We start from the raw sequence: 26047 nt of genomic DNA on the forward strand, positions 1-26047 counted from the left end.
TTTAGGATACCTAAGCGGGAATCCTCGGTAATTCAATTACCGAGATGAAAGCGTCATGTTATCCCTGATTGAACTACAAATTTAATGCAATAATTCATTAAATATGTTATACTATGTGTATGAATAATAATCTAATTCATTACAGAACTTCGGTGTGCAATATTAATTACCATGTGGTATGGTCCGTTAAGTATCGCCGTAAGATTCTTACTGCTGATGTTGAAGCGTATTTAAAGGAACTGGTACAGCAGATTGCAGAGGAAAAAGGCTTTACAGTTCAGATGTTTGAATGTGGCGAATGTGACCATATACATTGTTTTATTACTGCACCACCGAAGCTTTCTGTAACAATCATTGTAAAGTATCTTAAAGGAATAACAGGAAGAAAGCTCTTTGAACAGTTCCCGGAAATAAAGGATAAATTATGGAAGGGACAGCTGTGGAATCACTCTTATTATTGCGAAACAATCGGTTCGGTATCGGAAGAGAATATCAAACGATATATAGAACACCAAAGCAAATCTTACTAAAAGGAGAATGATCGATGCTTCTATCACATAAGACAAAAGTATCGCTGAATAATGGTTACTCAAATATAATAGGTCATATGTGCTATGCAGCATATAAGCTTTGGAATGTTGGCAATTATGAAAGAATGAATTATAAAGAGCTTGGATTATCTGAATATCCAGACTGGTACTATCAGAAAAAATGTCATAAGGATGATTTATGGTATAAACAACTTCCGTCGCAGACTGCACAAGAGGTTTTGAAGATTCTTGATAAGTCATGGAAGTCATTTTATGTTCTTCAGAAAACGCATGGGATAGAGAATCCTAAACCACCAAGATTCAAACAGGCTCCTATAGTTATAACATATATGCAGAATGCTATAGTTCACGAGAAAGACTCTGATACTATTCGTCTGTCTCTTCCTAAGCAGCTTAAGTTATTTATGTCTGAAACATATGGTATAAGTGATAATTACATTTATCTTAAAAATATGATTTTTAAGAACACAGATGCCATAAAGCAGATTAAGATATATCCACCGGAAGGGAACAAATGCGATATCATAATTATCTATGAAGTGGAAGATGTAATGCCTCTTTCGGATAATGGCAGATATCTGTCTATTGATCTAGGACTTCATAATTTAATGACCTGTTATGATTCAACAAGTGGTGATACATTTATTGTAGGAAGAAAATATCTTTCTATATGCAACTATTTTAATAAGGAGATTGCGCGTGTACAGTCTCAGTGGTCATCTTTGCAGAATGGAAAAGGTGTTAAATTTCCAAAATCATCAAAGCATATCCAAAGAATTCATAAAAAGAAAAATAATACTATAAATGATTATCTGCACAAAGTTACCAGATATATAGTTTCATACTGTGTTAAAAATCAGATAAATACGGTAGTTATTGGAGATATCACAAATATACGTAAAGACAATGATTTGGGAAATGTAACAAATCAAAAATTGCATTCACTTCCATATGCAAAGATATATATAATGCTTAAGTATAAGCTGGAAATGAATGGGATAACGCTGATCAAACAAAATGAAGCATATACCAGTCAGACCAGTCCACTATGTGAAAGCGTAACAAAAGAATCGGCAAAGAAGAATAATCGAATAAAAAGAGGTCTATATAAAGATGGAGACAAGGTATGGAATGCAGATTGCGTCGGAGCATACAATATACTAAGAGTATATTTGTCAAATAATAGTAAAAATATAAATCTTAATCCAAATGAGATTAACAATCCATATGTGGTAAAAGTAGCTGTGTAAAAAGCAGTATTGGTGTCATGGACGCACCCTGAATCTACGGAGCGAAAGCTCCGCAAATCAGATGCTTTGGCAATTCAATTGCCGAGTAGTTCACTAAAGGAGGTGCTTGATTTGAATAATGAAATTATATTATTTGAGACGAAAGATAAAGAGATAAAACTTAATGTAAAAGTGGATCAAGATACTGTTTGGTTAAATAGAAATCAAATGGCTGATTTATTCGGTAGAGATGTTAAAACAATAGGCAAACATATAAATAATGCTTTAAAGGAAGAAATGGATAATTCAACTGTCGCAAATTTTGCGACAGTTCAAAATGAAGGTGGAAGAGAAATTGAAAGAAACATAGAATACTATAATTTAGAAATGATAATTTCTGTTGGATATCGTGTTAAATCGCAACGTGGGGTTGAGTTCAGACGCTGGGCAAATAAGGTCTCTATTTCTTGAATTCCTCGGAAAAAACAATGCACTTATCAGGGATGGTAAAAAAGTAATCAGTGATGGGGCTCTAGTAGCTATAACATTAATGATTGCAGAATCAAGACCGGAAGAAAAAGACATAATGGTTGCGTTGGTTATGAATTTTCTAACCATATAAAGGAACGGATATATTTAAACAAGATGTATATTATTGATATAATTGTCGGTTTGAATGTCGGTTTAATGTCGGTTTGAAATTATTTGAAGAATTAGGAATAAAAGATATATTGACCAAAGTAAAATAGCTATTTGGTTTATAATAGATTGAAGTGATTTAAAATGGGTAAGAAAAAGGTTGAACATGTGGTGTTTGATGGAATGAGAAAGATAAAAAAGAAAGTCAATATCAACCAATATAACACGCAAACAAAAATGAAAGTAATGGGACAGACGGATAAGCAGAGTGTCCAGCAACATCCGTTTCCCCCACTTTATGATAAGGATTCCAAGGTGTTGATACTAGGGAGTTTTCCATCTGTTAAATCCAGAGAAATGAAGTTTTTCTATGGCCATCCGCAAAACAGATTCTGGAAGGTAATCGCAAGTATTTTTGATCAGGAGAATCCGACTTCAATTGAAGAAAAGAAGAAATTGATTCTCGATAATAATCTTGCACTTTGGGATGTGATTGCTGAATGTGAAATATCGGGTTCATCTGATGCAAGCATTAAAAATGCAAAAGCTAATGATTTAAGTGAAATTATAAAAAATTCAAAAATTCAGAAGATAATCGTAAATGGGAAAACAGCTGAACGACTATATATCAAGTATATTGAACCGGTGACGGGGATAAAAGCAGTGGTGCTTCCATCCACTAGTCCGGCAAATGCAGCGTGGAGTTTGGAAAGACTTATAGAAGTATGGGAATTTGAAATAAAGGATTAAATAATTTGAGAGGAAAAGCTAATGATAAAAGTACTATTTGTATGCCACGGCAAAAGTCATGACAGATGAACAAAACTTTGCACATTGGCGCAAACTGCGGCAAAATGTGGCTAGCAATATACCGTTCGTATACGTTTGAGGTGACTAAAGAAGGTTAGTGTGCAAGTATAAATGAGTGAAAATGAACCCAGTAGAAACAATTAACGATTATGCTAACCTTGTAACGATTAAATCGTTATAAAGTTCATACCAAATTAGCTAGTAAAAAATACAGTGTCATTTACAGTGTCACTTGAGTAACTTGCGTCAGGAAATATAGCATTAAAAAAGTAAAATAGTGGTTGTAATTTTACCGGATTTAGCATATACTAACATTAACAGAACCCAACACGCCTCTCAACGATGCGGACCACGTTGGGTCTTTTAATTTTAAGGAGAAAAATGCATGGAGGAACTGAAGCAACATCAACCGCCTATGACGATTGATGAACAGGTGGAAAATTTAAAATCGCTTGGACTTATCATCAATGACGAGGAGTATGCTAAGAAGATATTAAATGATATTTCTTACTTTAGATTAGTAAAAGCATATAGCTTAGGATTTAAGCCTAAAAACGGAAATTACAATGACGGTGTAACATTTGAGCAAATAGTGGAGTTGTATTTGTTTAATGCGAACTTCAGACAGATTACATTTGCTGAAATTGAAAAGATAGAAGTAAATGTTAGATGCAGAATTGCAAACTATTTTGCAGAGATATATGGTGTTCTTGGGTATAAGGAAGCAGCAAATTTTGTTGATGAAGAATATCATAAGACGTTTGTGGAGGATATTGAAGAAGAGGTTGGTAGAAATTCAAAGGCTCCATTTGTAAAGAATTTTAGAGATAACTATGAGGGTGGAGAACTTCCTATTTACGCACTAGTTGAGGTGTTCAGTTTTGGAACACTTTCAAAATTCTATAAGAACATGAAGAATGCTGATAAGAAAGTGGTAGCAAAAAGCTTTGGAATTGGTTATACATATTTAGAAAGCTGGCTGGAGAGTATTTCCTATGTGCGTAATATCTGTGCGCATTACGGTAGACTATACAATGCAAAGCTGTCCAAGACACCAACACTGTATAAAGAGTATTCGCAAGCTGGTATTGGTAACAATCGAATGTTTGGTGTATTGCTCTGCATGAAGCAAATTCTCAAGAATGATAAGCATTGGAATCTTTATGTGGACCAAATAGAAATGCTAATAGATAAGTATGAAACAGTAGATGTAAAGACAATGGGATTCCCTGAGAATTGGAAAGAACTATTAGAACAAAAATAAATGTTGTGGCCAGATATATTTCTTGTGTATCTGGCTATTTTTATGTTGATATTCGGCGGTATTCCGCTGTATAATTAAAAAGAAATGATAATGCTTTTCGAGGAGATGAGATTTTGGATAATATTGGTTATGTATATGATAGATTTGGTATGTTTTGGAATGACTCATATACACCTGAGCAACTAAAAAAGTTGGATGATTTAAATCATTCGGATATAGGATATATTCGTCGTAATTTATACTCAAAAAAAATACATTCTGATGAATATAAGCTAATATTTGTTAATTCTGAAAAACCTTATTTCAGAAGATGGAATATCAGCGAGGCAGAAAGAAATGGATTCAGTAGTGTGTGCGAATCAAAGCTACATAAAGCGTGTAAATTGGGAATTGCACGTGCAAAATGCATAAGAGTAAAAATTGATGGCAAAGACTATTTGTTAAGAAAAAAATGGACTGAAACAGAAACTACATATCAATTGATGGGAAATAAATATGAAACAGATTGTGAATATGCAATAGCTGACATAAGTGATGATTTAGCATCAATTTTAAATGGAGAAGTTATTTTTTTTGAGGTTCATCACAAATCAAGAGTTAAACCTAAAAAAATGATGGCATATAAAATGACTGGATTAAATATATTAGAATTTGATATTCTAACAAAATATTTACCATCTGCGATTATCAACGAAAGTTGTGATGAAGAAAAAATGATACAATTTTTTTCGGATTATTATGAAGATATTGAAAAACATTATATTTCTGGAACGTATTATGCACCAATTGTATCAGACATTGTTTGGAATGGCGGAATTGGAAATGTTTATGACATTGCAAACAACAAAGAAATAGAAATAAAAATATATAAAGACCACTTTTCCAAAAAAAAGATGCTATAACATTATTTTTATTTGTGATGGAAAAACATATTCACAATATGATTATGATGGTAAAAAGATAGATGATTTTTATGATGCAAAGCTGTATGCGGCATATCTTATTGAAATGCATAGACAGGGAAAAATGACTATAAATTTTAGATGAGAAGAAAAATTACTATAAAAATGCTTTTTATCAATATGAGGTGAAACTATGGAATTTATGACAGTAAAACAGGCAGCAGAAAAATGGGGATTATCAGAGCGTAGACTCCAAACTATATGCAATGAAGGTATGATACCGGGTGTTGTGAAGTTTGGTCGTGCTTGGGCCATTCCTATGGATGCAGAGAGGCCGGTGGATAAAAGAATTAAGTCGGGGAAATATATCAAGTCCTGATTTTGGGACAAGTGGCATGAGAAAATAGATTAGAAAGGAAGAGTACGCCTATGTTACCAGAAGAAAAAGATCGTGAAAAATAGATAAGCAATTGAGAAATGCCGGCTGGGATATAGTGGCTCGTGATGAGTATGTTCCGAATAGTACTTCTACAATAAAAGAAGCATTAATGGTTGGAAATACAGAGAGTGATTATTTGTTATTCATCGATGGAAAGGCAATTGCGGTTGTTGAAGCTAAAAGAGAAGATAATCCTCTGGGTGATGAAGTAAAAGCTCAAGCAGAAGGTTATGCTACTTCGCCACAGTCATGGTACGGTTTATGGTTTCAGAAGCTTATTCCATTAGTGTATTTGGCGAATGGAAATAAGATGTATTTCAAAAATATGCTTAAGCGTATACTCTTACCCAATATTCGTATACGGTTCGTATCCGTTTGAGTGTAACACTTTGCCGTATTTTGCCTCGATTTGCCATAATATGTACATTTGTCTGATGTCCACTTGACAGACAAACATTTCTTTTATCAAAATTTAGGCCCGAAACACGCGCAAATCGCGGCAAATCGTGCCTTTTTAGGAGGAAAATTATGAAAATTAAAGTGCTTTTCGTCTGTCACGGCAATATTTGTCGTTCGCCGATGGCGGAGTTTGTTTTTAAAGATATGGTAAAAAAGAGAGGGCTCGAGAAACAGTTTTATATTGAATCCCGAGCTACACATACAGATGAAATATGGAATGGGCAGGGCAGCCCTGTTTATCCTCCGGCAAGGGCTAAGCTTGCGGAAGTTGGTATTTCCTGCAAGGGAAAAACCGCTCAGCTTCTTGTCAAATCAGATTATAATGATTATGATTATATAATTGGAATGGACAGTGAAAACAGAAGATGGATGCCCAAAATATTAGGGGGCGATCCGGAGGAAAAAATATTCCTCCTTTTGGACTTTACCGACCATCCGAGAAGCGTTGCAGATCCATGGTATACGGGGAATTTTGACGTGACATATAGTGATGTGGTAGAGGGATGCAATGCTTTTTTAGATTATCTTGAAGAGCGAGGAGCATTATGAATAACAAACGATTTAGAGTTTCGAGTAATAAAAGAATTGCAGCGGCTTGGGCATTAATGGGCGGCTTTTTAGCGGCGCTTATTATGAGCTACTTTGTGGCAGATCTTGAGAATAATGCACCACAATGCGTAATTGCAGCTGCTATATGCGGAGTTGTTGCGATGCTGGCATGTATTATTTTTGTTAAGGAATATTATTTGCAGATATATTCTGATGGATTCGAACTCACTAAGGGTAAAGAGATTAAGAAATATCCGTTTACTGCTTTCGGAGGTTCCAATGTTGTGAGAAATTACGTAAATGGAATCCGTACTTCCACAACCAGGGAAATCAGAATAATTGAAGCGGACGGCGAAGTTACGACAATTAATGCAAACCATCTTTCAAAGGGATTATTTGCGGAAATGGTTTCATATCTTGGTCATTCAAGTTACACAGAGTCACATGATATGGAAGCGGCGGCAGAATATTTTAAAGAAGGACATGAGTTCAAAATAGCAAATGACAGTATAATCCAAGAGGTCAAGAAAAAAGCGTCTTTATCAATTGCGATCATGGTTTCTCTTATCATAATCGGTTTAGTGGCATTGGTAGCTAATTTTGTTATGCCTAAAGAGTCGACGGGAGTGTTATTTGTTTTGATCGTTGCGTTTTGCATTGCAGCGGCGGAACTTCCGATGGATACGATTCCTAAGGTCAACTTATATAAAAAGATAAAGAATCTTCCGAATTATATTTATATAGATTCAAATGCTCTTGTTATGGGAGATAAAACATATAGCGCAGATTCAATTCTTAACATTTTAATGGTGCCTTCAAATTACGATATTTTGACCAGAGATATGATAATCATCACTAAGAATAATGAAAAAATAAAGTACAATTTTGGCAAGCCGGATTATAGAGGCAAGCTTACATATATGGGATATGATGCACTGTATGGAACTATTAATCTTTGGTGTATTGTAAATAATATAAATTTTGTGAAGATACTCGGCTGATGTATTATATGAAAATGTCGTTTGATGTCATATCATTTAATTTCGAAATTATCAAATGAATTTTGATATATAGTCAAATAGTGCCGGGAAGGGCGAAGAACCTTGGAGGTTGAATAATGGAAACAGATATACTTGAGCAGATAAAAAATGATGCGTCACAGGTTATAAAAGAAGTAATCGAGAAAGCAAAGCTAAAAAAAGGTCAGCTGTTCATCATCGGATGTTCTTCAAGTGAAACAATAGGTGAACATATGGGAACAGCATCAAGTGCTGAAGCTGCAGAGGTTATTTATAGTGTTGTTGTAAATGAGCTTAAGAATGCAGGCATAAGAGTTGCGGTTCAGTGTTGTGAACATCTTAACCGTGCGGTTGTAGTTGAACGTGAGACAGCGGAATTTTATGGTTTTGAAGAAGTAAATGTTATCCCGCAACCACATGCAGGCGGAGCATTTGCAGTTGAAGCATATAAGAATTTTGATGATCCTATCGTTGTTGAAAGTATAGAAGCAAGAGCTGATGCCGGTATTGATATCGGCGGAGTTTTGATAGGAATGCATATCCATCCGGTTGTTGTTCCTCTCAGATTAGACAATAAGAAAATCGGAAAAGCAGTTGTTATCGGAGCCAGAAGAAGACCTAAATATGTTGGCGGTGAGAGAGCTGTATATAATGAAGAATTGGAGTAATGCACCGAAAATATGAATATTTTAAATCTTGAAAATATATCGAAAACCTATATGGCAAAGCCTGTTCTAAATGATGTCTGCATTGGTATTGACAGCGCAGACAAGATCGGAGTCGTTGGTGCAAACGGAACGGGAAAATCAACGCTTCTTGCTATAGCTGCCGGAAAGATTTCGGCAGATAGCGGTAAGGTTGTTATGGGAAATGATATTCGTATATCATATCTTCCGCAAAATCCGGAGTTTGATATGAATAAAACTCTTCTGGAAAATATAACCGACGCAATTTATGCCGGTGGTGACCACTGGGATAAGATGGGCGAGATCAAGGCTAATCTTGCAAAGATGGGGATAAATGATCCTGAATGCAGTCCTTCGATACTCTCAGGCGGACAGAAGAAAAGAGCGGCACTGGTTTCGGCTATAATGACTCCTGCCGATCTGCTTATTCTGGACGAGCCAACAAACCATCTTGATTCAGAGATGATCGAGTGGCTTGAAGACTTCCTAAAGCGTTACCGAGGAGCGATTCTCATGGTTACTCATGACAGATATTTTCTTGATGAGGTTACAGAGGAAATCATAGAGATTGATAAGGGAAATGCATATAGATATACAGCTAATTATTCGGGATATCTTGAATTAAAAGCTGAGAGACTTGATTATGAGAGAGCTGCTGAGAGGAAAGCGGCTACTTTATATAGAAAAGATCTTGCATGGATCAGACGTGGAGCCAGAGCAAGATCAACAAAGCAAAAAGCTCATATCAAAAGATTTGAGGAGCTTAGAGACAGAGAAAAACCTGAGGATGAGAGAAACGTTGAGCTCAGTTCGCTTCCTCAGAGAATGGGCAATAAAACAATCATTCTTGATAAGATTTCCAAAAGTTATGGTGACAAAATATTATTTAAAGATTTTTCTTATAACTTTAGAAAACTGGACAGAGTAGGTATCATCGGTTCAAACGGATGCGGAAAATCTACTCTTCTTAAGTGTATAGTTGGGAAAGTTAAACCAGACAAAGGAAATATAGAAATAGGTCAGACGATCAAAGTAGGATATTTCAGTCAGGAAAATGAAGCCCTTTACAGAGCTGCTGAAGATTTTGACGGTCGAGGACTGGCTGATCTTGACAGCACAAGGATCAAGAAAATCGATAATATGAGAGTTATTGATTATATAAAGGAAACGGCTGAATTTGTCAGAACAACAGAAGGACTTATGTCTGCGTCTGTTATGTGTGAAAAATTCCTTTTTGATTCTGCAATGCAGTATGCTCCGATAGAGAAATTATCGGGAGGAGAAAAGAGAAGGTTATATCTTTTGAAGATTCTTATGGAGGCTCCGAATGTGATAATCCTGGATGAGCCGACAAATGATCTGGATATTCAGACACTTAGAATTCTTGAAGATTTCCTGGATAGTTTTGCCGGAATTGTGATAACAGTCTCTCATGACAGATATTTCCTTGACAGAGTTGTTACAAGAATCTTTTCATTTGAAAAAGACGGAACGCTTTTCCAAAGCGAAGGCGGTTACAGCGATTACCTGATCCACACCAGGGATCTGCCGGAAAGAAATTCAGAAACGGTAGAATCAACGCCTAAAGAAAAATCATCTAAAAACAGTTATAAGCAGCCGAGAGAAAAAACCAAGCTTTCATACAAAGAGCAAAAAGAGTATGACAGCATAGAAGGTGAGATAGAGGCTCTTATGGAAAAAAGCAGTGAGCTTGAAGAAGAAATGATAAAAGCATCAACCAACTTCCCACACCTTATGGAATTAACCAAGGAAAAGGAAGAAATTGATGCTCTGATCGAAACCAAGATGGAGCGTTTTATCGAACTCCAGGAATTGGTTGATATGTACAGCAGTATGCAGTAGACTGCTGATTTTAAACTATTGCAATAAATTCTTGAATTACTTTGGATCAGCTCTTCTTATCCAAGAAGGCTGAGATATTTCTTTGCCGCTTCTTGTTATTATCTTCAGAGAAAGGCTAACTTTTCCTGTAAGATAATCAGAAGGGGCATTAACTGAATATACGAAGTAATTACCGATATCGTGTCCCATTTCTGCTGGTGACATTTCATAATCTGTCGTCTTGCCGGATTCATTTTTGACAGTCACAATTACATGATCGATATATGATCTGTTATAACTGTCTGCATTTGAGAATACAGCGGAAATAACATGTTCTGTCTTTGTCTGATCATATTTATCATTTGTAGAATTATATTTTTCCGGATCGTAAGTTCCTGTATAAGTTTTACCGGAAGCTATAATGCTATTCTTATTTTCTGCTTCTGTATATATTTTTTCAACACTATCATCTATAGCGAGCATTATTATAGGGCGCTCAAGATATGTGTCCTGTCTTTCAAGCATTTTTTTGGAATTGGTATCAACTTCAGAGATTCTGTCCATGAAGTCCGAATGCCTTTTTAATTCCTGCTGTTCTTTATCTATTCCATAAGCTTCTGTTAATGTATCTTCTGTAGAATAGAGATTTGTTCCGAGACCGAGTCGTTCACCCTTGATCTTTATGCCGAGAGCCGCTACGGTTGTTGGGAACATATCAAATGTTGAAATAGTTCTGAAATCATTTGGACGGGCTTCATCTACAGCGGAATTAAGTATTGTAAGAAATACAGTTCTGTCGTAGCTTGAAGGAACATCCTGGCAGAAATCCTTATCCATTGTTGGATGGTCGCCGACGAGCACGATGGTTGTATTATCATACCAATCTTGGCTCTGGCACCATTTAACGAATTCTGTGACCTGTCTGTCTGAGCATCTCATAACATTTGCATATTGTGTATCAAGCTCATTCTTACACTGCTCGCAGACGTAACCATCTTCGAAATGTGTATCGACAGTAAGCATTGTGTAGTTGAATGGCTGGTCACTCTTTGCAAGTTCGGAAAGGTCATTCTTTGCAAATTCAAAAAGCTTCTGATCTTCAAAACCCCAGAAAACGAAATAATCTTCAGGAATAAGTTTATTTGCCTGGGCGTATTTATAATCATGAATTTCATAATTGCCATGTCCTGTGAAATAAGCTTCTCTTCCTCCGAATGCAGCATCTGAGCCTATTGAAAGGATATTTTTGTAACCATTATCTTCAAGGATATCTCCGAGAGTTGTGATACTTGGGAAGAATGCTTCCTGGGTATCCATAGAGTTTCCGTCAATAGCGATCTTAAGCGGAAGTCCGCTGGTCTGTCCGAACATGGCGCCCATAGTCCATGTTGTACATGAAAGAGCATGCCCGCCGTTAAGCTTTGTCTCTGTTCCTCGGAAATTGTCTGCTCCCTCACTCTGCGCGAGAGCTGTAAGATTTGGAAGGCAGTTATATTTGAAGGCGCCTCCCGAAGCTTCGTCGGTATAAGTCAGCTCAACTGATTCGAGGAATATATAAATAAGATTTCTTTTTTTCTCAGGGAATGTCAGGCTTGTCTTTTCAGGATCCGCATATGACATTTCTATCCAATCCGATTCGGTATTGATATTGTGGATATATTCGCCGAGACCGGCTTTATTCCAAAGAATATTAACACCGAAAGCAAGAAGCAGAATAGCAACCACAAATGTTGAAGAAAGTGTGACCGAATAGCTTACTTTTGCTTTCTTGGAATGAGGGTCCTTCTTGCTGATCCTTCTTACTACGAAAATATAAACGCAAATTCCGATAGCCAAGATCAGGATGGCCGGTAAAGCTGCGCGGAATATATAATCGCGTATCATTCCGTTTCCGGTTCCGTGAATAGGGGATTTTAATTGAAATATAATGGATTCAAATGAAAGTAAACCCCAGTTTGTTGTGACCCATACAGCGCTAAAGAGAATTAGTGCAGAAACTAACAGTAAAAATAGGGACATAAATATCCCGAATCCGTAAAAGAATTTTCTAATCTTCTTTTCCAGCATATTAACACCTCTTACCTCTATAACAAAACAGTAAAACAAATTGAGTATAGACTAAAAAAAACATTTATGCAATAATAAGCATGGTAAATTGTGAATTTATGCGGTTTTGGGGATATCCGGGTTAGGTTTTTTGCGCTGGTTGGCGTTTACGGAACGTGTCCGGATTTATGTAATTTTAGACGAATGGAAGGAATCGAAATGGACAGAGATACAACAACATCTTTGAAAAGAAAGATAAGTGTTATTATTGCTGCGCATAAGGAATACCGTATGCCGGAGGATAGTTTATATCTTCCACTTCATGTCGGAGCTGAAGGAAAAACCGACGAAAATGGTAATCCGCTTAATCTTGGATACCTGAAAGATAATACAGGAGATAATATTTCCGCAAAAAATCCGATGTACTGCGAATTAACAGGTCTCTACTGGGCTTGGAAGAATCTTGATTCTGATTATATCGGTCTTGCTCATTACAGAAGACATTTCTGTGGAAAGGGAAGCGGAAAGGACCAATTTGATAAGGTTTTAAGAGGTAAGGAAGTAAGATTTCTTATTAAAAAGGGATATAAGGTGATTGTTCCGAGAAAGAGGAGATATTATATAGAAAGCCTTTATTCTCATTATGTTCATACATATCAGGCAGAAGAGCTTGATAAGACAAGAGAGATAATCGAAGAATATTGTCCTGAATATCTTGATTCATTTGATACTGTATTGGAAAAGACTTCAGGATATATGTTTAATATGATGATCATGGAAAGAAGTCTTCTTAATGATTACTGTACATGGTTATTCAATATACTTGATATGCTCGTTGAGAGAGTTGATTCATCAAATATGTCGGATTTCGAGAAGAGATATCCGGGAAGGATCAGTGAGCTTATTTTTAACGTATGGCTTGATCAAAAGGTAAAGACAGGTGTTATCAGTAAAGATGAGATAGCCGAACTTCCGTTTATTTATATGGAAAAAGTGAATAAGATCAAAAAGGGAACAGCCTTTCTTAAGGCTAAATTCATGCACAAAGGATATGACAAGAGCTTTTAAAATATTTCGATGAAGGAGAATGATCGATGAGGGATAAAACCAGAGAGATAGACATTCTGTATTTTTTTAATTATCTGAAAAGTAAGATAGCTGTAATTGCTTTGACGGTATTTGTGTGCGCGGGACTTATCGGAGCATATGATTATAAGAGACAAAAGGGAGTTAGAGATGAATCTGCAAAAGACAGGCTTAAAGCTGCGATGGAGCAGAATCATGACGCATTTTATTTTGGTTCAAAGAAATTTACCGATGCAGAGCAGCCGGCAGGAATTTATAATTCTACAGCCAGACTGTATGTGGACTTTGATTATGATGATATCGAAGGCTTTGAAAATGCAAAGATAAGCTTTCTTGAAATCAACAGTAAATATGAAACCGATGCGACAACAATTCTTAAAGACAGTAAGAACCTTGATGAAATCATAACTGAGTTGGATCTTAGAAGTTATGATGACATGAAAGATATAACTGCCGATGATCTTCAGTGGCTTGTAAATAAGAATTTTACAGGTGCACATGTACTTAATATAGTAGTTTCGGATGTTAATCCTGAAAGAGCAAAATTAATCTGTGATGCGGTTGCGGATAAGACTATGAGCAGCCTGAAAACATATGATTTTGTTGATAAGGTTGAAAAGGTAAGCAGTGCTACTTTGCCGGAAAATACCGGTTTTACGCTTTTAAAATCTTCGGTTAAGGATATTAACAAAAAGCAGCTTCTCAAGTTTGCAATAGTTGGTGGTGCTTTAGGATTTATCCTTATAATTGCATTTTTATTCCTTATGTTTGCATTCACAGACAAGATTTATTCTGAAACAGATATTGCTAGTGCGGGAATGAAATTTGCAGTTGGACCTAGAAGAAAGAAATTCGACAGTGGAAGAGTTGCAAGAAGTATTGCTCTTTTTGAAGGAGTTTCAAAGATTCTTCTTGTATCTATCGATGGTAATACGAATGCACCGAAGGATGCAGAAGATATAAATAAAGAACTTAAGAGCCTCGGTTCTAAGATAAAGGTTATAGGTGCGGCGGATTTTGAATCTGACAATGAGGCACTTGATAAGGTTAAGGAATGTGATTCGGTAATCTATATGGTTAGATACGGAAAATCAGAAATCGGAAAACTTGTAGATGCTGAGGAAGAACTTAGTCGTTCAACTAAGACTCTTGGTGTATTGGTTAGATAATTTCTTATCACGGAATGAAGGTGAGTTAGAGTGAGATATACAGATGAATATATAAATGATATTAATCTTGTTACGGAAAATATACCTGATTATGAGAAGTTTAAGGGAAGCGAGATCCTTATAACCGGCGCGACAGGTCTTATCTGTTCTGCGGTTGCGGACATTCTTCTTTATTTAAATAAAAACCGTGATTTTGGTATGAAGATCTACCTTGCGGGAAGAAATGAAAATGGAATGATAGAAAGATTTGCCGGTTTTGAAGAAGGCAGGGATTATCATTTTGTCAGCTATGACGCAACGAAGCAGCTTAGTGAAATGATTTCAGCGGACTATATTATACATGGTGCCAGCAATGCGGATCCGGCCAGGATTTCCGGAGAACCTGTAGAAACCATTCTTGCAAATGTAATGGGATTAAACAGTCTTTTATCAGCAGTTGATAAAGATAAATTAAAGAGACTTCTTTATGTTTCATCAAGCGAAATATATGGGGTAAATGAAACAAGAGAACCGTACAAAGAGGAACAGCTCGGATATGTTGATATATTAAGTCCGAGATCTTCATATCCTTCATCAAAGAGAGCAGCGGAAACCCTCTGCATAGCTTATGGTGAAGAATATAATATTGATACAGTTATAGTCAGACCGGGACATATATACGGACCGACTATAAAGGCAAGTGACAGCAGAGCATCAGCTCTCTTCTCACTGAAAGCTGCTAAGGGTGAAGACATAGTTATGAAGAGCAGAGGTGAACAGCTTAGATCATATTGTCATGTTCTTGACTGTGCATCAGCTATGCTTTCTGTTCTTATACGCGGCGAAAAAGGGAATGCTTATAATATTTCAGCATCGAAAGCAATAGTTACTATCAGAGAAATGGCTGAAGCTTTTGCAGAAGCCGGAAATGTAAATATTGTATTTGATGTTCCTACGGAATCGGAAGTAAAGAGTTATAATGTAATGCCTTGCTCGGCGCTTTCGTCTGTAAAGCTTGAAGCTCTCGGCTGGAAAGCTGAGTTTGATATGAAGAAAGGTGCTCTTCATACAGTAAATATGTTAAAGGAAAACTTTTAAGAGAATTTAAAAGAGGACAATAAATGAGAGGTAAAGTTAAAGTATGGAACAGAATATTTAGATATGATATCTGTTATGATGTGCCAACAATCCTTTTCTTTGCAGGATTTTTCCTACATGAAATATCGGTAATAATGGATACCTCTATGTGGTCATTTTCGGAAAGCGACCAGTTGACGCCTCTCGGCTTCTTTGCGAAGATCATAAGGTTTACAGCATACGGACTTCTTGCAGCGAAGATCCTGTATGAATGTAAGATAGGAAATAGAAATATAATCTTCGTTTATATGACGGTCGGGATAATAGGACTCAGTTTTATCTCAAGTAAAAATGCCACTATTGTATTTTATCTTCTTATAATGATCGCAACTTTAGGCATCAGTGATAAGACGGTTCTTTCAGCTTCGATAATTGCTCAATCATTTATGCTTATAATGACGGTGGGAGCCGCGGCTGTCGGGATCATCGAGAATGTTATCAGAGATGATGACAACAGAGTAAGACATTTCCTCGGATTTGAATGGACAACCACAGGACCTATCATTTTCCTTTTTATCGTATTTCAGTTTATCTACCTCAAAGAAGGCCGACTGAACATACTGAATTATATGATATTAAATGTGATAAATGTGATCTTCTTTATCTATACGGACAGCAGAATGGTCTTTGCTACGATTCTTGGTGCTACGACATTTTTCCTTATCTTCGGAGTGGCATGTAAAAAGGGAAGGATAGTAAGATGGTTGAAGTGGATTTTCTTTATGATCCCTTGGGTGCTGGCTGGACTGTCGATTTATTTTCAGAAGATTTATAATGAAAAGGATAAGCTGTTCTTTAGGGCAAATAAGCTTCTTTCGGGAAGACTTGGCCTTGGACATAATGCAATCAAGAAAATGGGGATTCATCTGCTGGGACGCAAAGTGAAATGGGTCGGGAACGGTATCGGCGACATGGCTGCCGGAGATTACAATTATGTAGATAATTCATATCTTCAGCTTACGCTTGAGTACGGACTTATATTCCTTGTGCTCCTTCTTACCATATACAGTGTCATTATGTATAAGGCTTATAAGAGTGAAAAATATTATGCTGTATGGATTGTAATATTCATACTTGTATTTGGAATTACTGAGCCGAGACTTTTCAATCTGGCTTATAATCCATTTATACTTTTGGCGTTTTCTTTCATGGGAAATGCAGCCGTCAAAAAAACAAATAAAATTAATAAAATGTAGAAAAAACTTATATAAAAATGAATAAAAAACATATATAATTATACTGTTGGAATAACAAAATAAGCCTCATTGAAAGAGGTATGAAATGTGAGGTGCAGTATATGCGTATGTTAACAAGAAAAAGATCAGGAGAAAAGTCCGGTAAAAAGATTTTATCAATTTTACTTGCTTTAATCATGATCTTTTCTGTTTTAGGAATGTCAGGTTCGACATCCCTGGCACAGAGTAAAAACGGATCTACTATCAGATTCGGAAGTTCAAGAGAGATAAAAGATTATAAATATTCCGACATCTCTTATAATTATGCGAAACTTTTACAATATTCTTTGTATCTTTATGATGCAAATATGTGTGGTCCAAATGTTGGATCAAGAAGCCTTCTCAGCTGGAGAGGCAACTGCCATACATATGATAAAACAACATATAAGAGAAAAGATGGAAAGACTGTTAATGTAGATGTAACAGGTGGTTTTCATGATGCCGGCGATCATGTAAAATTCGGTATCACTGAAGCTTATTCGGCAACACTCCTTGAGATGAGCTACTATACAGATAAGAAAGCTTATGAATCTGCGGGACAGACAAAGCATCATAGAACTATAACAGATCATTTTAATGAATATCTCAAAAAATGTATAGTAAGCGATGCCTCAGGTAATGTTGAAGCCTTCGTCATTCAGGTAGGTGAAGGAAATGATGATCATAATACTTACTGGGGAGCGCCGGAGAAGCAGGCAAAGAGCAGCGGAAGGAAAATCTATTTCGCATCATCAAAGGGTGATTATTCTACAGATATTGTTTCGCTTTCTTCAGCAGCACTTGCTCTTCATTATATGAATTATTCTGATTCATCAAGTCTTACAGCAGCGAAGAAACTTTTCAAATTTGCAAAGGATAACCCAAAGGCAACCAATAAAACAGCAGGTTCTTTCTATGAATCATCAGGATGGGAAGATGATTACTGTCTTGCAGCAACACTTCTTTACAATATTACAGGTGATTCACAGTATAAGAATGAATATAACAAATATTCCAACACTACAAAGGGCAACAATATTTACTGGGCAATAAGCTGGGATAATGTTGCGCCATTAATCGGTTATTTCAGCAAAGATAAGACAAAGCTTAAAGCATCAGCTGACGTAGCAAATAATTATGTGTCTAACGAAGGATATGTATGTCTTCTTGACTGGGGTTCAGCAAGATACAATACAGCTCTTCAGTATGCAGGACTTCTTTACGATAAGGTTTCAGGAACATCAACCTACAGGAAAAAGTCTGAGCAGCAGATGAAATTCCTTCTTGGAAATAATTCGCAGAAACAGTGCTTTGTCGTAGGATATAATTCATATTCTCCAAAGTATCCTCATCATGAGGCTGCTTCCGGATATTCATTCTCTGAGCTTAATCAGGGAACACATGCCAATAAATATAACCTGATCGGTGCTTTGGTTGGTGGACCTAAGACTGACGGAAGTTATGCAGATAGAGCTGATGACTATGTATATAATGAAGTTGCAATCGATTATAATGCAACTCTCGTTGCTGCTGCAGCGGCTATTTATTCAGGCCATATCGGCGAGTCAGGACAGAGTGTAGACAAGAATCTGTCAAGTTCAAAGAGCCAGTCATCAAGCGGAAGTTCGGCATCTTCATACAAGCCACCAAAGCCAACAAAGAATCAGGTAGTTAAAACTACATATAAAGGTGTAATAGGTTGGTATTATGTTCAGAAAGGAAAGGTGGTTCCAAGCTTTACAGGCATAGCTTCTAACTCAAGCGGCTGGTGGTATGTTGAAAAAGGTAAAGTCACATTCAAGAAGAATGGCATATTTAAGGGTGCTATCAATGGAAAAACAGCATGGTGGTATGTAAAGAACAGCCAGATAACATTTACAGATACTGTTGCCAAGAATGAAAATGGTTGGTGGCGTATAAAGAATGGTATGGTTGACTTCAGCTACACAGGTATTGCTAAGAATGAACACGGTTGGTGGCGTATAGTCGGAGGAAGGGTTGATTTCGGTTATACAGGAGTTGCCAAGAATGAATATGGCTGGTTCAGAGTCGTAGGAGGAAAAGTTGATTTTAGTTATACAGGTATAGCTAAAAATGAATATGGCTGGTGGCGTATAGTAGGCGGCAAGGTCGACTTCAACTGTAATTCAGTTGAGAAAAATGAGTATGGATGGTTTAAGTTAAAGGGTGGAAAGGTTGACTTTGGATTCACAGGAATCGGCTACAATAAATATGGTAGCTGGTACTGTAGAGGAGGAAAAGTTGACTTCAGTTATTCCGGAAATGTTTATTACAACGGAAGAACTTACAGAATCAGTGGCGGTAAAGTTGTTAACTGATTAATAAACTTTTTAAAATCTTAATATACATGAAGGAGGGGTATCGATGATTATGAAAAAGAGAAAAAGACTTAGTATGGTCTTTGCAGTAATCTTCGCTGTAATCTTTATGTCTAATTCGATAGTAAATGCAGCGACAGTCAGAAATACCGACAAAACATCTCCATCAAGTGGATGTACCATCGTTGGCGTAAGCGGAAAGTATGATAAGCCTGATAAAGCAGCACTTCTTAAACAACTTAATGATATCAGAAAAGAGGCATGTAATAATGGCTATTACTGTGTGGATCTTAAGAGAAATCTTAGATCCAGCGATTATGTTGAACTTAAATGGGATTCATCACTGGAGTATATCGCACAGTTAAGGGCTGCAGAAGCAGATGTTTATATGTCTCATACAAGACCTAACGGTTCAAGCACATTTACACTTAATCATAAAGGACATAAGTCTTCCGGTGAAGTTATTGCCTGGAACAGAGGCGGTATCAAAAGCGGTATTCAGGCCTGGTATGAAGAGAAAAATGATTATCTTTCAGATCCGACATCAACAACCAAGAATATCGGACATTATGCAATGATAATCAATCCTAGTTACAAATCAATAGGTCTTGCAGGATTCAGTTCAAGCGATACAACATCTGATTATGAATTATCAACTTATGTTGGTGAATTCGGAACATATGCGGGAAGTAATACCTTATATGGTAAATCAGGCGCTTATGTTCAGCAGATGGAAATTACCAATAAGAATGTAACAGGCGTTACAGTATCAGGTGCGGTTTCACTTTCACCTGGCGGAAAGACAAAGCTTACAGCAAAATGCAGCCTTAAGTATTCAGGCGTATGGCAGGTTAATACAAAGACTGCAACTGCTTACGGAGGAGTAGTTTGGAAATCTTCAAATACTTCTGTTGCAAAGGTTGACAGCAAGGGAAATGTTACTGCAGTCGGCCCAGGAAAAGCTAATATAACGGCTCAGATCGGATCATATAAAGATACAAAAACTATCGGCGTAGAGAAGTATACTGTTGTTAAGACTACATACAATGGAACAACAGGCTGGTATTACGTTAAGAGCGGTAAGGTAGATACCGGATATACAGGATTTGCTTCAAATGCCAACGGCTGGTTTTATATGGAAAAAGGCAAGGTTACCTTTAAGAAAAATGATGTAGTAAAGGGCGTTGTAGGCGGTGTTGAAGGCTGGTGGTACGTAAGAAACAGCCAAGTCAAGTTTGTAAATACCGTAGCAAAGAATCAGTACGGCTGGTGGCGTATACTTAACGGAAAGGTCGATTTCAGTTATACAGGTATTGCCCAGAATGAGAATGGCTGGTTCAGAATAGTGAACGGAAAGGTTGATTTTTCTTGCAATACTGTTGAGAAAAATGAACACGGATGGTTCAAGTGTAAGAATGGAAAGGTTGATTTTTCATTTACAGGTATCGGTACCAACAAGTATGGAAACTGGTACTGCAAGAATGGTAAAGTAATGTTCAATGTATCGGGAACTGCATATTATAACGGCAGATACTATACAATAAAGAACGGACAAGCATATTAATAATATTTAGAATTCTTAAAGCTGTAGTTGAGTTTAAGCAACTGCAGCTTTAATTTGGTATTGACCTATATTTGATTAGAGGCTAAAATAATATGGTTAAATTCAAAAGGAATGGTACCGTGAGGATATGAATAAAGGTAGTACAAGAGCAAAACATGTTGATTTCATTATAATCGATTTTTTATGCGTGCTCAGTTCAATGTGGCTTGCATATGTTATTTGGATACCTCAATCAGAGAAAGTAAGATTTTACAATAACTATCTGGCGCTTTCAGTTGTTATGCTTCTTACTTATTTCTTTATAGTATTCTTTCTTCCTATACACAGTGGAATACTTAGACGAGGTTTTAAGAAGGAATTAGAGAAGATACTTGTAATGAATCTGGGAATACTCGGTGTAATGCTGAGTTACCTTTTCATAGTAAAGATCACATATATATATTCACGTATGGTATTTGGTCTCTTCTTCATTTTCGATGTTATTTTGATGTCAATCATGCATGCTATTTGGAAGAAGATGCTTATTAAAAGGTATACAGCATATGCAAACCAGAGTAAGGTTATGGTTGTTACCTATAAGAAATTCCTTGAGGAATTCCTTCAGATGATCGAGAAGAATAACAGTGGATTTTATCATATAGAAGGAATAATGCTTCTTGATGATGAACAGGATATACATGAGAAAGAGATAGACGGAATTCAGGTTATAACAAGGTCCGGAATGCTTGAATACTTCAGACAGAATGTTGTTGATGAAGTTTATATCAAGGCTCGTAAGAGTGATGCGAGTCCGCTTACCAACAGATTCCTTTCGATGGGTGTTATAGTTCATGTCAGCCTTGAAGTATTTATCAGTGATCTTCCGAATGTTTCTATCGAGACTATAAGCGATACAACATTTGTCACAACAAATATCAACCCAATTACATTCGGACAGCGGATCGTTAAAAGATTTTTCGATATAATTGTATCTTTGATAGGACTTGTATTTACAGGATTATTATTTATCTTTATTGCACCTATTATAAAGATACAGTCTCCGGGACCGGTATTCTTTAAGCAGGAACGTATCGGAAAGAATGGAAGAAGATTTAAGATGTACAAATTCAGGTCTATGTATATGGATGCTGAGGAACGTAAGAAAGAACTGATGGCGCAGAATCAGATGCAGGGTCTTATGTTCAAAATGGATCATGATCCAAGAATCATTCCAATCGGTAAGTTTCTGAGAAAGACATCTTTAGATGAATTTCCTCAGTTTATCAATATTTTAATGGGAGATATGAGCCTTGTAGGAACAAGACCACCAACGGTGGACGAGTTCGAGAGATATCATCTTCACCACCTGAGCCGTCTTGCTATTAAGCCGGGACTTACAGGTATGTGGCAGACTTCAGGACGTTCGGATATAACAGATTTTGAAGAAGTTGTTAAGCTCGATAATTATTATATCAAGAACTTCAGCCTTATGCTTGATGTTAAGATTATACTTAAAACATTCGGCGCTGTTTTTGCGATGAGAGGCTCAAAGTAGTATGGCTGAACATGACAAAGTGAAAAAAGAAGTTTCACTTAAAATGAATTTCATATTGAATTCCATACTTGCGGCGTCCAACTTTATATTTCCGCTGATCTCATTTCCTTATGTCTCAAGAGTATTAAAGGCGGCCGGAAATGGTAATGTCAATTGGGCAACGGATTTCGTGGCATATTTTGCCATGATCGCAGGACTTGGAATTCCGACATACGGTATTAAAGCATGTGCAAAAGTAAGGGATGACAGGAAAAAACTTTCCCATGTCGTTCAGGAATTATTCATCATAAATATAGTAGTAAGTCTTTTGTCGGCAACTGCTCTTACTGTATGTATCTTTACTATTCCTAAATTAAGGGAAGATAAGAAGTTATTTATGATATGCGGTCTTATCATTTTCTTTAATCTTATAGGAATGGAGTGGGTCTATAAGGGACTGGAAAAATATAAATTCATAACCGTTAGATCCATGATCTTTAAAGCGATTGCTTTAGTTGGGATGTTCCTTTTCGTTCATAAGGAATCGGATTATCTCAAGTATGCAGTTCTTACGATTTTTGCATCATCGGCATCCAGTGTTCTTAATCTGCTGAATATAAGGAAATATATCAGCTTTAAGAAGACGGGACCATATGAATTCAGAAAGCATATGAAAGCAGTTTCTGTATTCTTTGCCATGAGTTGTGCAACGATAGTATATACCAAGCTTGACAGTATAATGCTTGGTTTCATGATCAATAAAAAAGAAGTCGGATATTATCATGCATCTGTGAAGATTAAAGAGATTCTTGTTACAATCGTTACTTCACTCGGTGCGGTTCTTTTGCCTAGAGCATCTTATTATGTTAAGAATAACATGATGGATGAATTTAGGAGAATAAGTGGAAAAGCCATTAATTTCGTTATGGTACTGGCGGCTCCGCTTATGCTTTATTTTATGATATTTGCAACAGAAGGAATTTATTTCCTTGCGGGACCGGAATATACTTATTCCATTGTGCCTATGATTTATATCATGCCGACTTTATTCCTTATCGGACTCAGTAATATCCTTGGAATGGAAATGCTTGTTCCGACGGGAAGAGAGAAGATAGTTCTCTACTCTGTTATTGCGGGAGCGGTAACGGATCTTGCTTTAAACCTTATATATATCCCGAAACTTGGTGCGGCAGGTGCGGCTTTGGGAACTCTCGTTGCTGAATGTGTTGTTCTCATTTGGCAGTGTGTTGTTCTTAGGGATGAGATAAGGGGATTATTCAAAAATATTTTTGCATGGAAAATCCTGCTCGGTCTTTTGATCGGCTCGGCTTCATGCTTTTGGGTAAAGCTTCTTCCGATGGGAAATACAGAGAAAGAATGCTTTATAAAGATCATAATCTCAGGAATACTGTTCTTCGGTTCGTACGGAGTCACATTACTTGTAACTAAAGAGAAGATTACAAGAGAAATATTTGATTCTGTAATCGGCAAGTTACGCAAAAAGAAGAATTAAGATAGAGGTATGTTTAGGGTAAAATAGGAGGAATCAAAGTGAAAAAGTTTGATTATTTAGTAGTAGGTTCCGGACTTTACGGAGCAACATTTGCAAGAAAGGCTGCTGAAAAGGGTAAGAAAGTTCTTGTGATTGATAAGAGAAATCATGTAGCCGGAAATATCTACACAGAAGAGATAGAAGGAATTGAGGTTCATAAATACGGTGCTCATATCTTCCATACAAATGATAAGTCAGTATGGGATTTTCTTCAGCAGTTCACTGATTTCAACCGTTTTACAAATTCACCTGTAGCAAATTATAAGGGTGAGCTTTATTCACTTCCATTCAATATGTACACATTCAATAAGATGTGGGGAGTTGTAACTCCTGAAGAAGCTGAGGCTAAGATTGAGGAGCAGAGAGCTGAAGCTAAGGCTGCTATGGAGAAGGAAGGCGTGACAGAACCACGTAACCTTGAAGAGCAGGCAATCCTTCTTATTGGTCGTGATATTTATGAGAAGCTTGTTAAAGGATATACAGAAAAGCAGTGGGGAAGACCTTGTACTTCACTTCCTGCATTCATTATAAAGAGACTTCCTGTAAGACTTACATTCGACAATAACTATTTCAATGCCCTTTATCAGGGAATTCCTATCGGTGGTTATACAGCTATGGTTAAGAATATGCTTGATCATGAGAATATCGAAGTAAGAACAGGAACAGAATATTTTGAAAATAAGATTGAGCTTGATGAAGAAGCTAAGAGGGTTGTTTATACAGGACCTATCGATTCTTATTTCAATTATAGTCTCGGAACACTTCAGTATCGCTCAGTACGTTTTGAAAATGAAATACTTGATAAGCCTTCATTCCAGGGGAATGCAGCTGTAAATTATACAGATTCGGAAACACCATGGACAAGAATTATCGAGCATAAGTGGTTTGAGTTCGGTAAGGGCAAGGACGGAAAGGATCTTCCTAAGACAGTTATCAGCCGTGAGTATAGCTCAGAGTGGAAACTCGGAGATGAACCATACTATCCGGTAAATGATGAGAAAAACGGCGCTCTTTACGCAGAATATAAGAAACTTGCAGATGCAGAAGAAAATGTTATCTTCGGTGGACGTCTTGCAGAGTATAAGTATTATGACATGGACGCAGTTGTTGCAGCAGCGCTTGATATGGCGAATAAAGAACTTCAATAATATAGGCGTTTGTGATATAATAGGTTTATAAGTATGGTTTCAGGGTTAATAATATGAATATTGCAGTCATTTTTGCCGGGGGTTCCGGCACAAGGATGAAAAATGCAGATATACCAAAGCAGTTTCTTCTGGTTCATGGCAAGCCTATAATAGTTCATACTATTGAGATTTTTCAGAAGCATAAGGACATTGACGGAATCGTTGTTGTATGTCTGGAAAATTGGATAGACTATATGCAGGACATGAAGCAGAGATACGGCCTTGATAAGATAAAACGTATAGTTCCCGGAGGACAGACGGGACAGATGTCAATCTATAACGGACTTGCGGCGGCGGACGAGATTTATGGTCATGATGAGGATACGATAGTTCTTATACATGACGGTGTACGACCACTGATCAAGCAGGAAACTATCAGTGATAATATCGAAGCAGTTAAGAAATATGGCTCAGCCATTACATGCACTGCAGCGAGTGAGACGGTTATACTGGTTGATAATGACTTTGATGGAAATGTATGTTGCGAAAAAGTTGGAACGGTTCCTGACAGAAGCAGGAGCAGATTTGCAAAAGCACCTCAAAGTTTCTATCTGAAAGATATTTTAAAAGAACAGAAGAGGGCTATAGCCGAAGGCAAAACGGATATGATTGATTCGTGTACTCTTATGAAGGAGTACGGCCATGAGTTACACACGGTTATCGGCCCGGATTATAACATTAAAGTTACGACACCTAAAGACTTTGTCATATTTATGGCAATTTATGATGCTATTGAGAACAAGCAACTAGATTAGTTGATCTTGCGACAACTGGTATGCTTAATGATCCGGTTATGAGAAAATGAAGGTGAGTATATGACTTATAATGTCGATTATGAGATATGCGCACTGGTTTTTCTGTTATTACTGATG

23 protein-coding genes are annotated in these 26047 nt (G+C 36.8%); 22 read left to right on the forward strand and 1 reads right to left on the reverse strand.

The genetic code is table 11. The annotated features are described in order from the left end of the window. Positions 1-119 precede the first annotated feature (119 nt). From tnpA to B5D25_RS02930, 12 genes are all read left to right on the forward strand, one after another. Complete coding sequence (gene tnpA / locus B5D25_RS02870; protein ID WP_143000642.1) at positions 120-530, forward strand: IS200/IS605 family transposase; 411 nt, start codon at positions 120-122, stop codon at positions 528-530. Between the two features lie 14 nt (positions 531-544). Further along, positions 545-1801, forward strand: a complete 1257-nt coding sequence (locus tag B5D25_RS02875) for an RNA-guided endonuclease InsQ/TnpB family protein (RefSeq protein WP_173472362.1) — start codon at positions 545-547, stop codon at positions 1799-1801. Between the two features lie 111 nt (positions 1802-1912). Next, positions 1913-2251, forward strand: a complete 339-nt coding sequence (rhuM, locus tag B5D25_RS02880; protein ID WP_176755075.1) for a RhuM family protein — start codon at positions 1913-1915, stop codon at positions 2249-2251. A 312-nt stretch (positions 2252-2563) separates the two neighbouring features. After that, on the forward strand, positions 2564-3169 hold the full coding sequence (locus B5D25_RS02890; protein WP_341443614.1) for a DNA-deoxyinosine glycosylase: 606 nt from the start codon (positions 2564-2566) through the stop codon (positions 3167-3169). Between the two features lie 445 nt (positions 3170-3614). Next, on the forward strand, positions 3615-4493 hold the full coding sequence (locus B5D25_RS02895; RefSeq protein WP_176755076.1) for an Abi family protein: 879 nt from the start codon (positions 3615-3617) through the stop codon (positions 4491-4493). A 113-nt stretch (positions 4494-4606) separates the two neighbouring features. Then, complete coding sequence (locus B5D25_RS02900; protein ID WP_078786259.1) at positions 4607-5395, forward strand: hypothetical protein; 789 nt, start codon at positions 4607-4609, stop codon at positions 5393-5395. A gap of 193 nt (positions 5396-5588) precedes the next feature. Further along, complete coding sequence (locus B5D25_RS02905) at positions 5589-5774, forward strand: helix-turn-helix domain-containing protein (protein WP_078786261.1); 186 nt, start codon at positions 5589-5591, stop codon at positions 5772-5774. A 115-nt stretch (positions 5775-5889) separates the two neighbouring features. Next, positions 5890-6213 (forward strand): type I restriction endonuclease, encoded by a 324-nt coding sequence (locus B5D25_RS02910; RefSeq protein ID WP_242943580.1) that lies wholly within the window; start codon positions 5890-5892, stop codon positions 6211-6213. A gap of 149 nt (positions 6214-6362) precedes the next feature. Then, positions 6363-6842 carry a low molecular weight protein-tyrosine-phosphatase gene (locus B5D25_RS02915; RefSeq protein WP_078786264.1) on the forward strand — a complete coding sequence of 160 codons (480 nt, stop codon included), beginning with the start codon at positions 6363-6365 and terminating at the stop codon, positions 6840-6842. Continuing rightward, complete coding sequence (locus tag B5D25_RS02920; RefSeq protein ID WP_078786266.1) at positions 6839-7843, forward strand: DUF6585 family protein; 1005 nt, start codon at positions 6839-6841, stop codon at positions 7841-7843. Before B5D25_RS02915 ends, B5D25_RS02920 begins: the two co-directional genes overlap by 4 nt. A gap of 116 nt (positions 7844-7959) precedes the next feature. After that, positions 7960-8529, forward strand: a complete 570-nt coding sequence (locus tag B5D25_RS02925) for a TIGR01440 family protein (protein ID WP_078786268.1) — start codon at positions 7960-7962, stop codon at positions 8527-8529. A gap of 12 nt (positions 8530-8541) precedes the next feature. Continuing rightward, positions 8542-10410, forward strand: a complete 1869-nt coding sequence (locus B5D25_RS02930; protein ID WP_078786269.1) for an ABC-F family ATP-binding cassette domain-containing protein — start codon at positions 8542-8544, stop codon at positions 10408-10410. A gap of 36 nt (positions 10411-10446) precedes the next feature. On the opposite strand, the gene B5D25_RS02935 is transcribed toward B5D25_RS02930, so the two are convergent. After that, positions 10447-12273 carry an LTA synthase family protein gene (locus B5D25_RS02935; protein WP_242870190.1) on the reverse strand — a complete coding sequence of 609 codons (1827 nt, stop codon included), beginning with the start codon at positions 12271-12273 and terminating at the stop codon, positions 10447-10449. 381 nt (positions 12274-12654) lie between these two features. On the opposite strand from B5D25_RS02935, the gene B5D25_RS02940 reads away from it, so the two are divergent. The 10 genes from B5D25_RS02940 to B5D25_RS02985 all read left to right on the forward strand — a co-directional run bounded on the left by B5D25_RS02940 (position 12655) and on the right by B5D25_RS02985 (position 25930). Beyond that, positions 12655-13503, forward strand: coding sequence for a DUF4422 domain-containing protein (locus tag B5D25_RS02940; RefSeq protein ID WP_090168668.1), 849 nt, complete (start codon positions 12655-12657; stop codon positions 13501-13503). A 26-nt stretch (positions 13504-13529) separates the two neighbouring features. Further along, positions 13530-14690: a YveK family protein gene (locus B5D25_RS02945; RefSeq protein WP_078786271.1), complete on the forward strand. Its 1161-nt coding sequence runs from the start codon at positions 13530-13532 to the stop codon at positions 14688-14690. Positions 14691-14720: 30 nt separating this feature from the next. Further along, the gene (locus B5D25_RS02950; RefSeq protein ID WP_078786272.1) at positions 14721-15767 is read left to right on the forward strand and encodes an NAD-dependent epimerase/dehydratase family protein; all 1047 of its coding nucleotides are present in this window, start codon (positions 14721-14723) and stop codon (positions 15765-15767) included. Between the two features lie 23 nt (positions 15768-15790). Then, on the forward strand, positions 15791-17002 hold the full coding sequence (locus B5D25_RS02955) for an O-antigen ligase family protein (RefSeq protein ID WP_078786273.1): 1212 nt from the start codon (positions 15791-15793) through the stop codon (positions 17000-17002). A 101-nt stretch (positions 17003-17103) separates the two neighbouring features. Continuing rightward, complete coding sequence (locus tag B5D25_RS02960) at positions 17104-19359, forward strand: glycoside hydrolase family 9 protein (protein ID WP_159444063.1); 2256 nt, start codon at positions 17104-17106, stop codon at positions 19357-19359. Between the two features lie 46 nt (positions 19360-19405). Beyond that, complete coding sequence (locus B5D25_RS02965) at positions 19406-20923, forward strand: CAP domain-containing protein (protein ID WP_078786275.1); 1518 nt, start codon at positions 19406-19408, stop codon at positions 20921-20923. Positions 20924-21050: 127 nt separating this feature from the next. Then, a complete protein-coding gene (locus B5D25_RS02970; RefSeq protein ID WP_078786277.1) occupies positions 21051-22457 on the forward strand; it encodes a sugar transferase in 1407 nt (468 codons plus the stop codon). A gap of 1 nt (position 22458) precedes the next feature. Further along, on the forward strand, positions 22459-23949 hold the full coding sequence (locus B5D25_RS02975; RefSeq protein ID WP_078786279.1) for a flippase: 1491 nt from the start codon (positions 22459-22461) through the stop codon (positions 23947-23949). Positions 23950-23987: 38 nt separating this feature from the next. Beyond that, positions 23988-25136: a UDP-galactopyranose mutase gene (gene glf / locus B5D25_RS02980; RefSeq protein WP_078786280.1), complete on the forward strand. Its 1149-nt coding sequence runs from the start codon at positions 23988-23990 to the stop codon at positions 25134-25136. Between the two features lie 53 nt (positions 25137-25189). Then, a complete protein-coding gene (locus tag B5D25_RS02985; protein WP_078786282.1) occupies positions 25190-25930 on the forward strand; it encodes an IspD/TarI family cytidylyltransferase in 741 nt (246 codons plus the stop codon). Positions 25931-26047 lie beyond the last annotated feature (117 nt).

The organism is Eubacterium ruminantium, assembly GCF_900167085.1.
In the GTDB taxonomy this organism is placed as follows: Bacteria; Bacillota; Clostridia; order Lachnospirales; family Lachnospiraceae; genus Eubacterium_Q; species Eubacterium_Q ruminantium.

Excerpts from the sequence above, each read along its gene's own strand:
- tnpA (WP_143000642.1), top strand. The coding sequence starts at position 120 with ATGAATAATAATCTAATTCATTACAGAACTTCGGTGTGCAATATTAAT.
- B5D25_RS02875 (WP_173472362.1), top strand. The coding sequence starts at position 545 with ATGCTTCTATCACATAAGACAAAAGTATCGCTGAATAATGGTTACTCA.
- B5D25_RS02890 (WP_341443614.1), top strand. The coding sequence starts at position 2,564 with ATGGGTAAGAAAAAGGTTGAACATGTGGTGTTTGATGGAATGAGAAAG.
- B5D25_RS02895 (WP_176755076.1), top strand. The coding sequence starts at position 3,615 with ATGGAGGAACTGAAGCAACATCAACCGCCTATGACGATTGATGAACAG.
- B5D25_RS02905 (WP_078786261.1), top strand. The coding sequence starts at position 5,589 with ATGGAATTTATGACAGTAAAACAGGCAGCAGAAAAATGGGGATTATCA.
- B5D25_RS02915 (WP_078786264.1), top strand. The coding sequence starts at position 6,363 with ATGAAAATTAAAGTGCTTTTCGTCTGTCACGGCAATATTTGTCGTTCG.
- B5D25_RS02920 (WP_078786266.1), top strand. The coding sequence starts at position 6,839 with ATGAATAACAAACGATTTAGAGTTTCGAGTAATAAAAGAATTGCAGCG.
- B5D25_RS02925 (WP_078786268.1), top strand. The coding sequence starts at position 7,960 with ATGGAAACAGATATACTTGAGCAGATAAAAAATGATGCGTCACAGGTT.
- B5D25_RS02930 (WP_078786269.1), top strand. The coding sequence starts at position 8,542 with ATGAATATTTTAAATCTTGAAAATATATCGAAAACCTATATGGCAAAG.
- B5D25_RS02935 (WP_242870190.1), bottom strand. The coding sequence starts at position 12,273 with ATGATACGCGATTATATATTCCGCGCAGCTTTACCGGCCATCCTGATC.
- B5D25_RS02940 (WP_090168668.1), top strand. The coding sequence starts at position 12,655 with ATGGACAGAGATACAACAACATCTTTGAAAAGAAAGATAAGTGTTATT.
- B5D25_RS02945 (WP_078786271.1), top strand. The coding sequence starts at position 13,530 with ATGAGGGATAAAACCAGAGAGATAGACATTCTGTATTTTTTTAATTAT.
- B5D25_RS02955 (WP_078786273.1), top strand. The coding sequence starts at position 15,791 with ATGAGAGGTAAAGTTAAAGTATGGAACAGAATATTTAGATATGATATC.
- B5D25_RS02960 (WP_159444063.1), top strand. The coding sequence starts at position 17,104 with ATGCGTATGTTAACAAGAAAAAGATCAGGAGAAAAGTCCGGTAAAAAG.
- B5D25_RS02965 (WP_078786275.1), top strand. The coding sequence starts at position 19,406 with ATGATTATGAAAAAGAGAAAAAGACTTAGTATGGTCTTTGCAGTAATC.
- B5D25_RS02970 (WP_078786277.1), top strand. The coding sequence starts at position 21,051 with ATGAATAAAGGTAGTACAAGAGCAAAACATGTTGATTTCATTATAATC.
- B5D25_RS02975 (WP_078786279.1), top strand. The coding sequence starts at position 22,459 with ATGGCTGAACATGACAAAGTGAAAAAAGAAGTTTCACTTAAAATGAAT.
- B5D25_RS02985 (WP_078786282.1), top strand. The coding sequence starts at position 25,190 with ATGAATATTGCAGTCATTTTTGCCGGGGGTTCCGGCACAAGGATGAAA.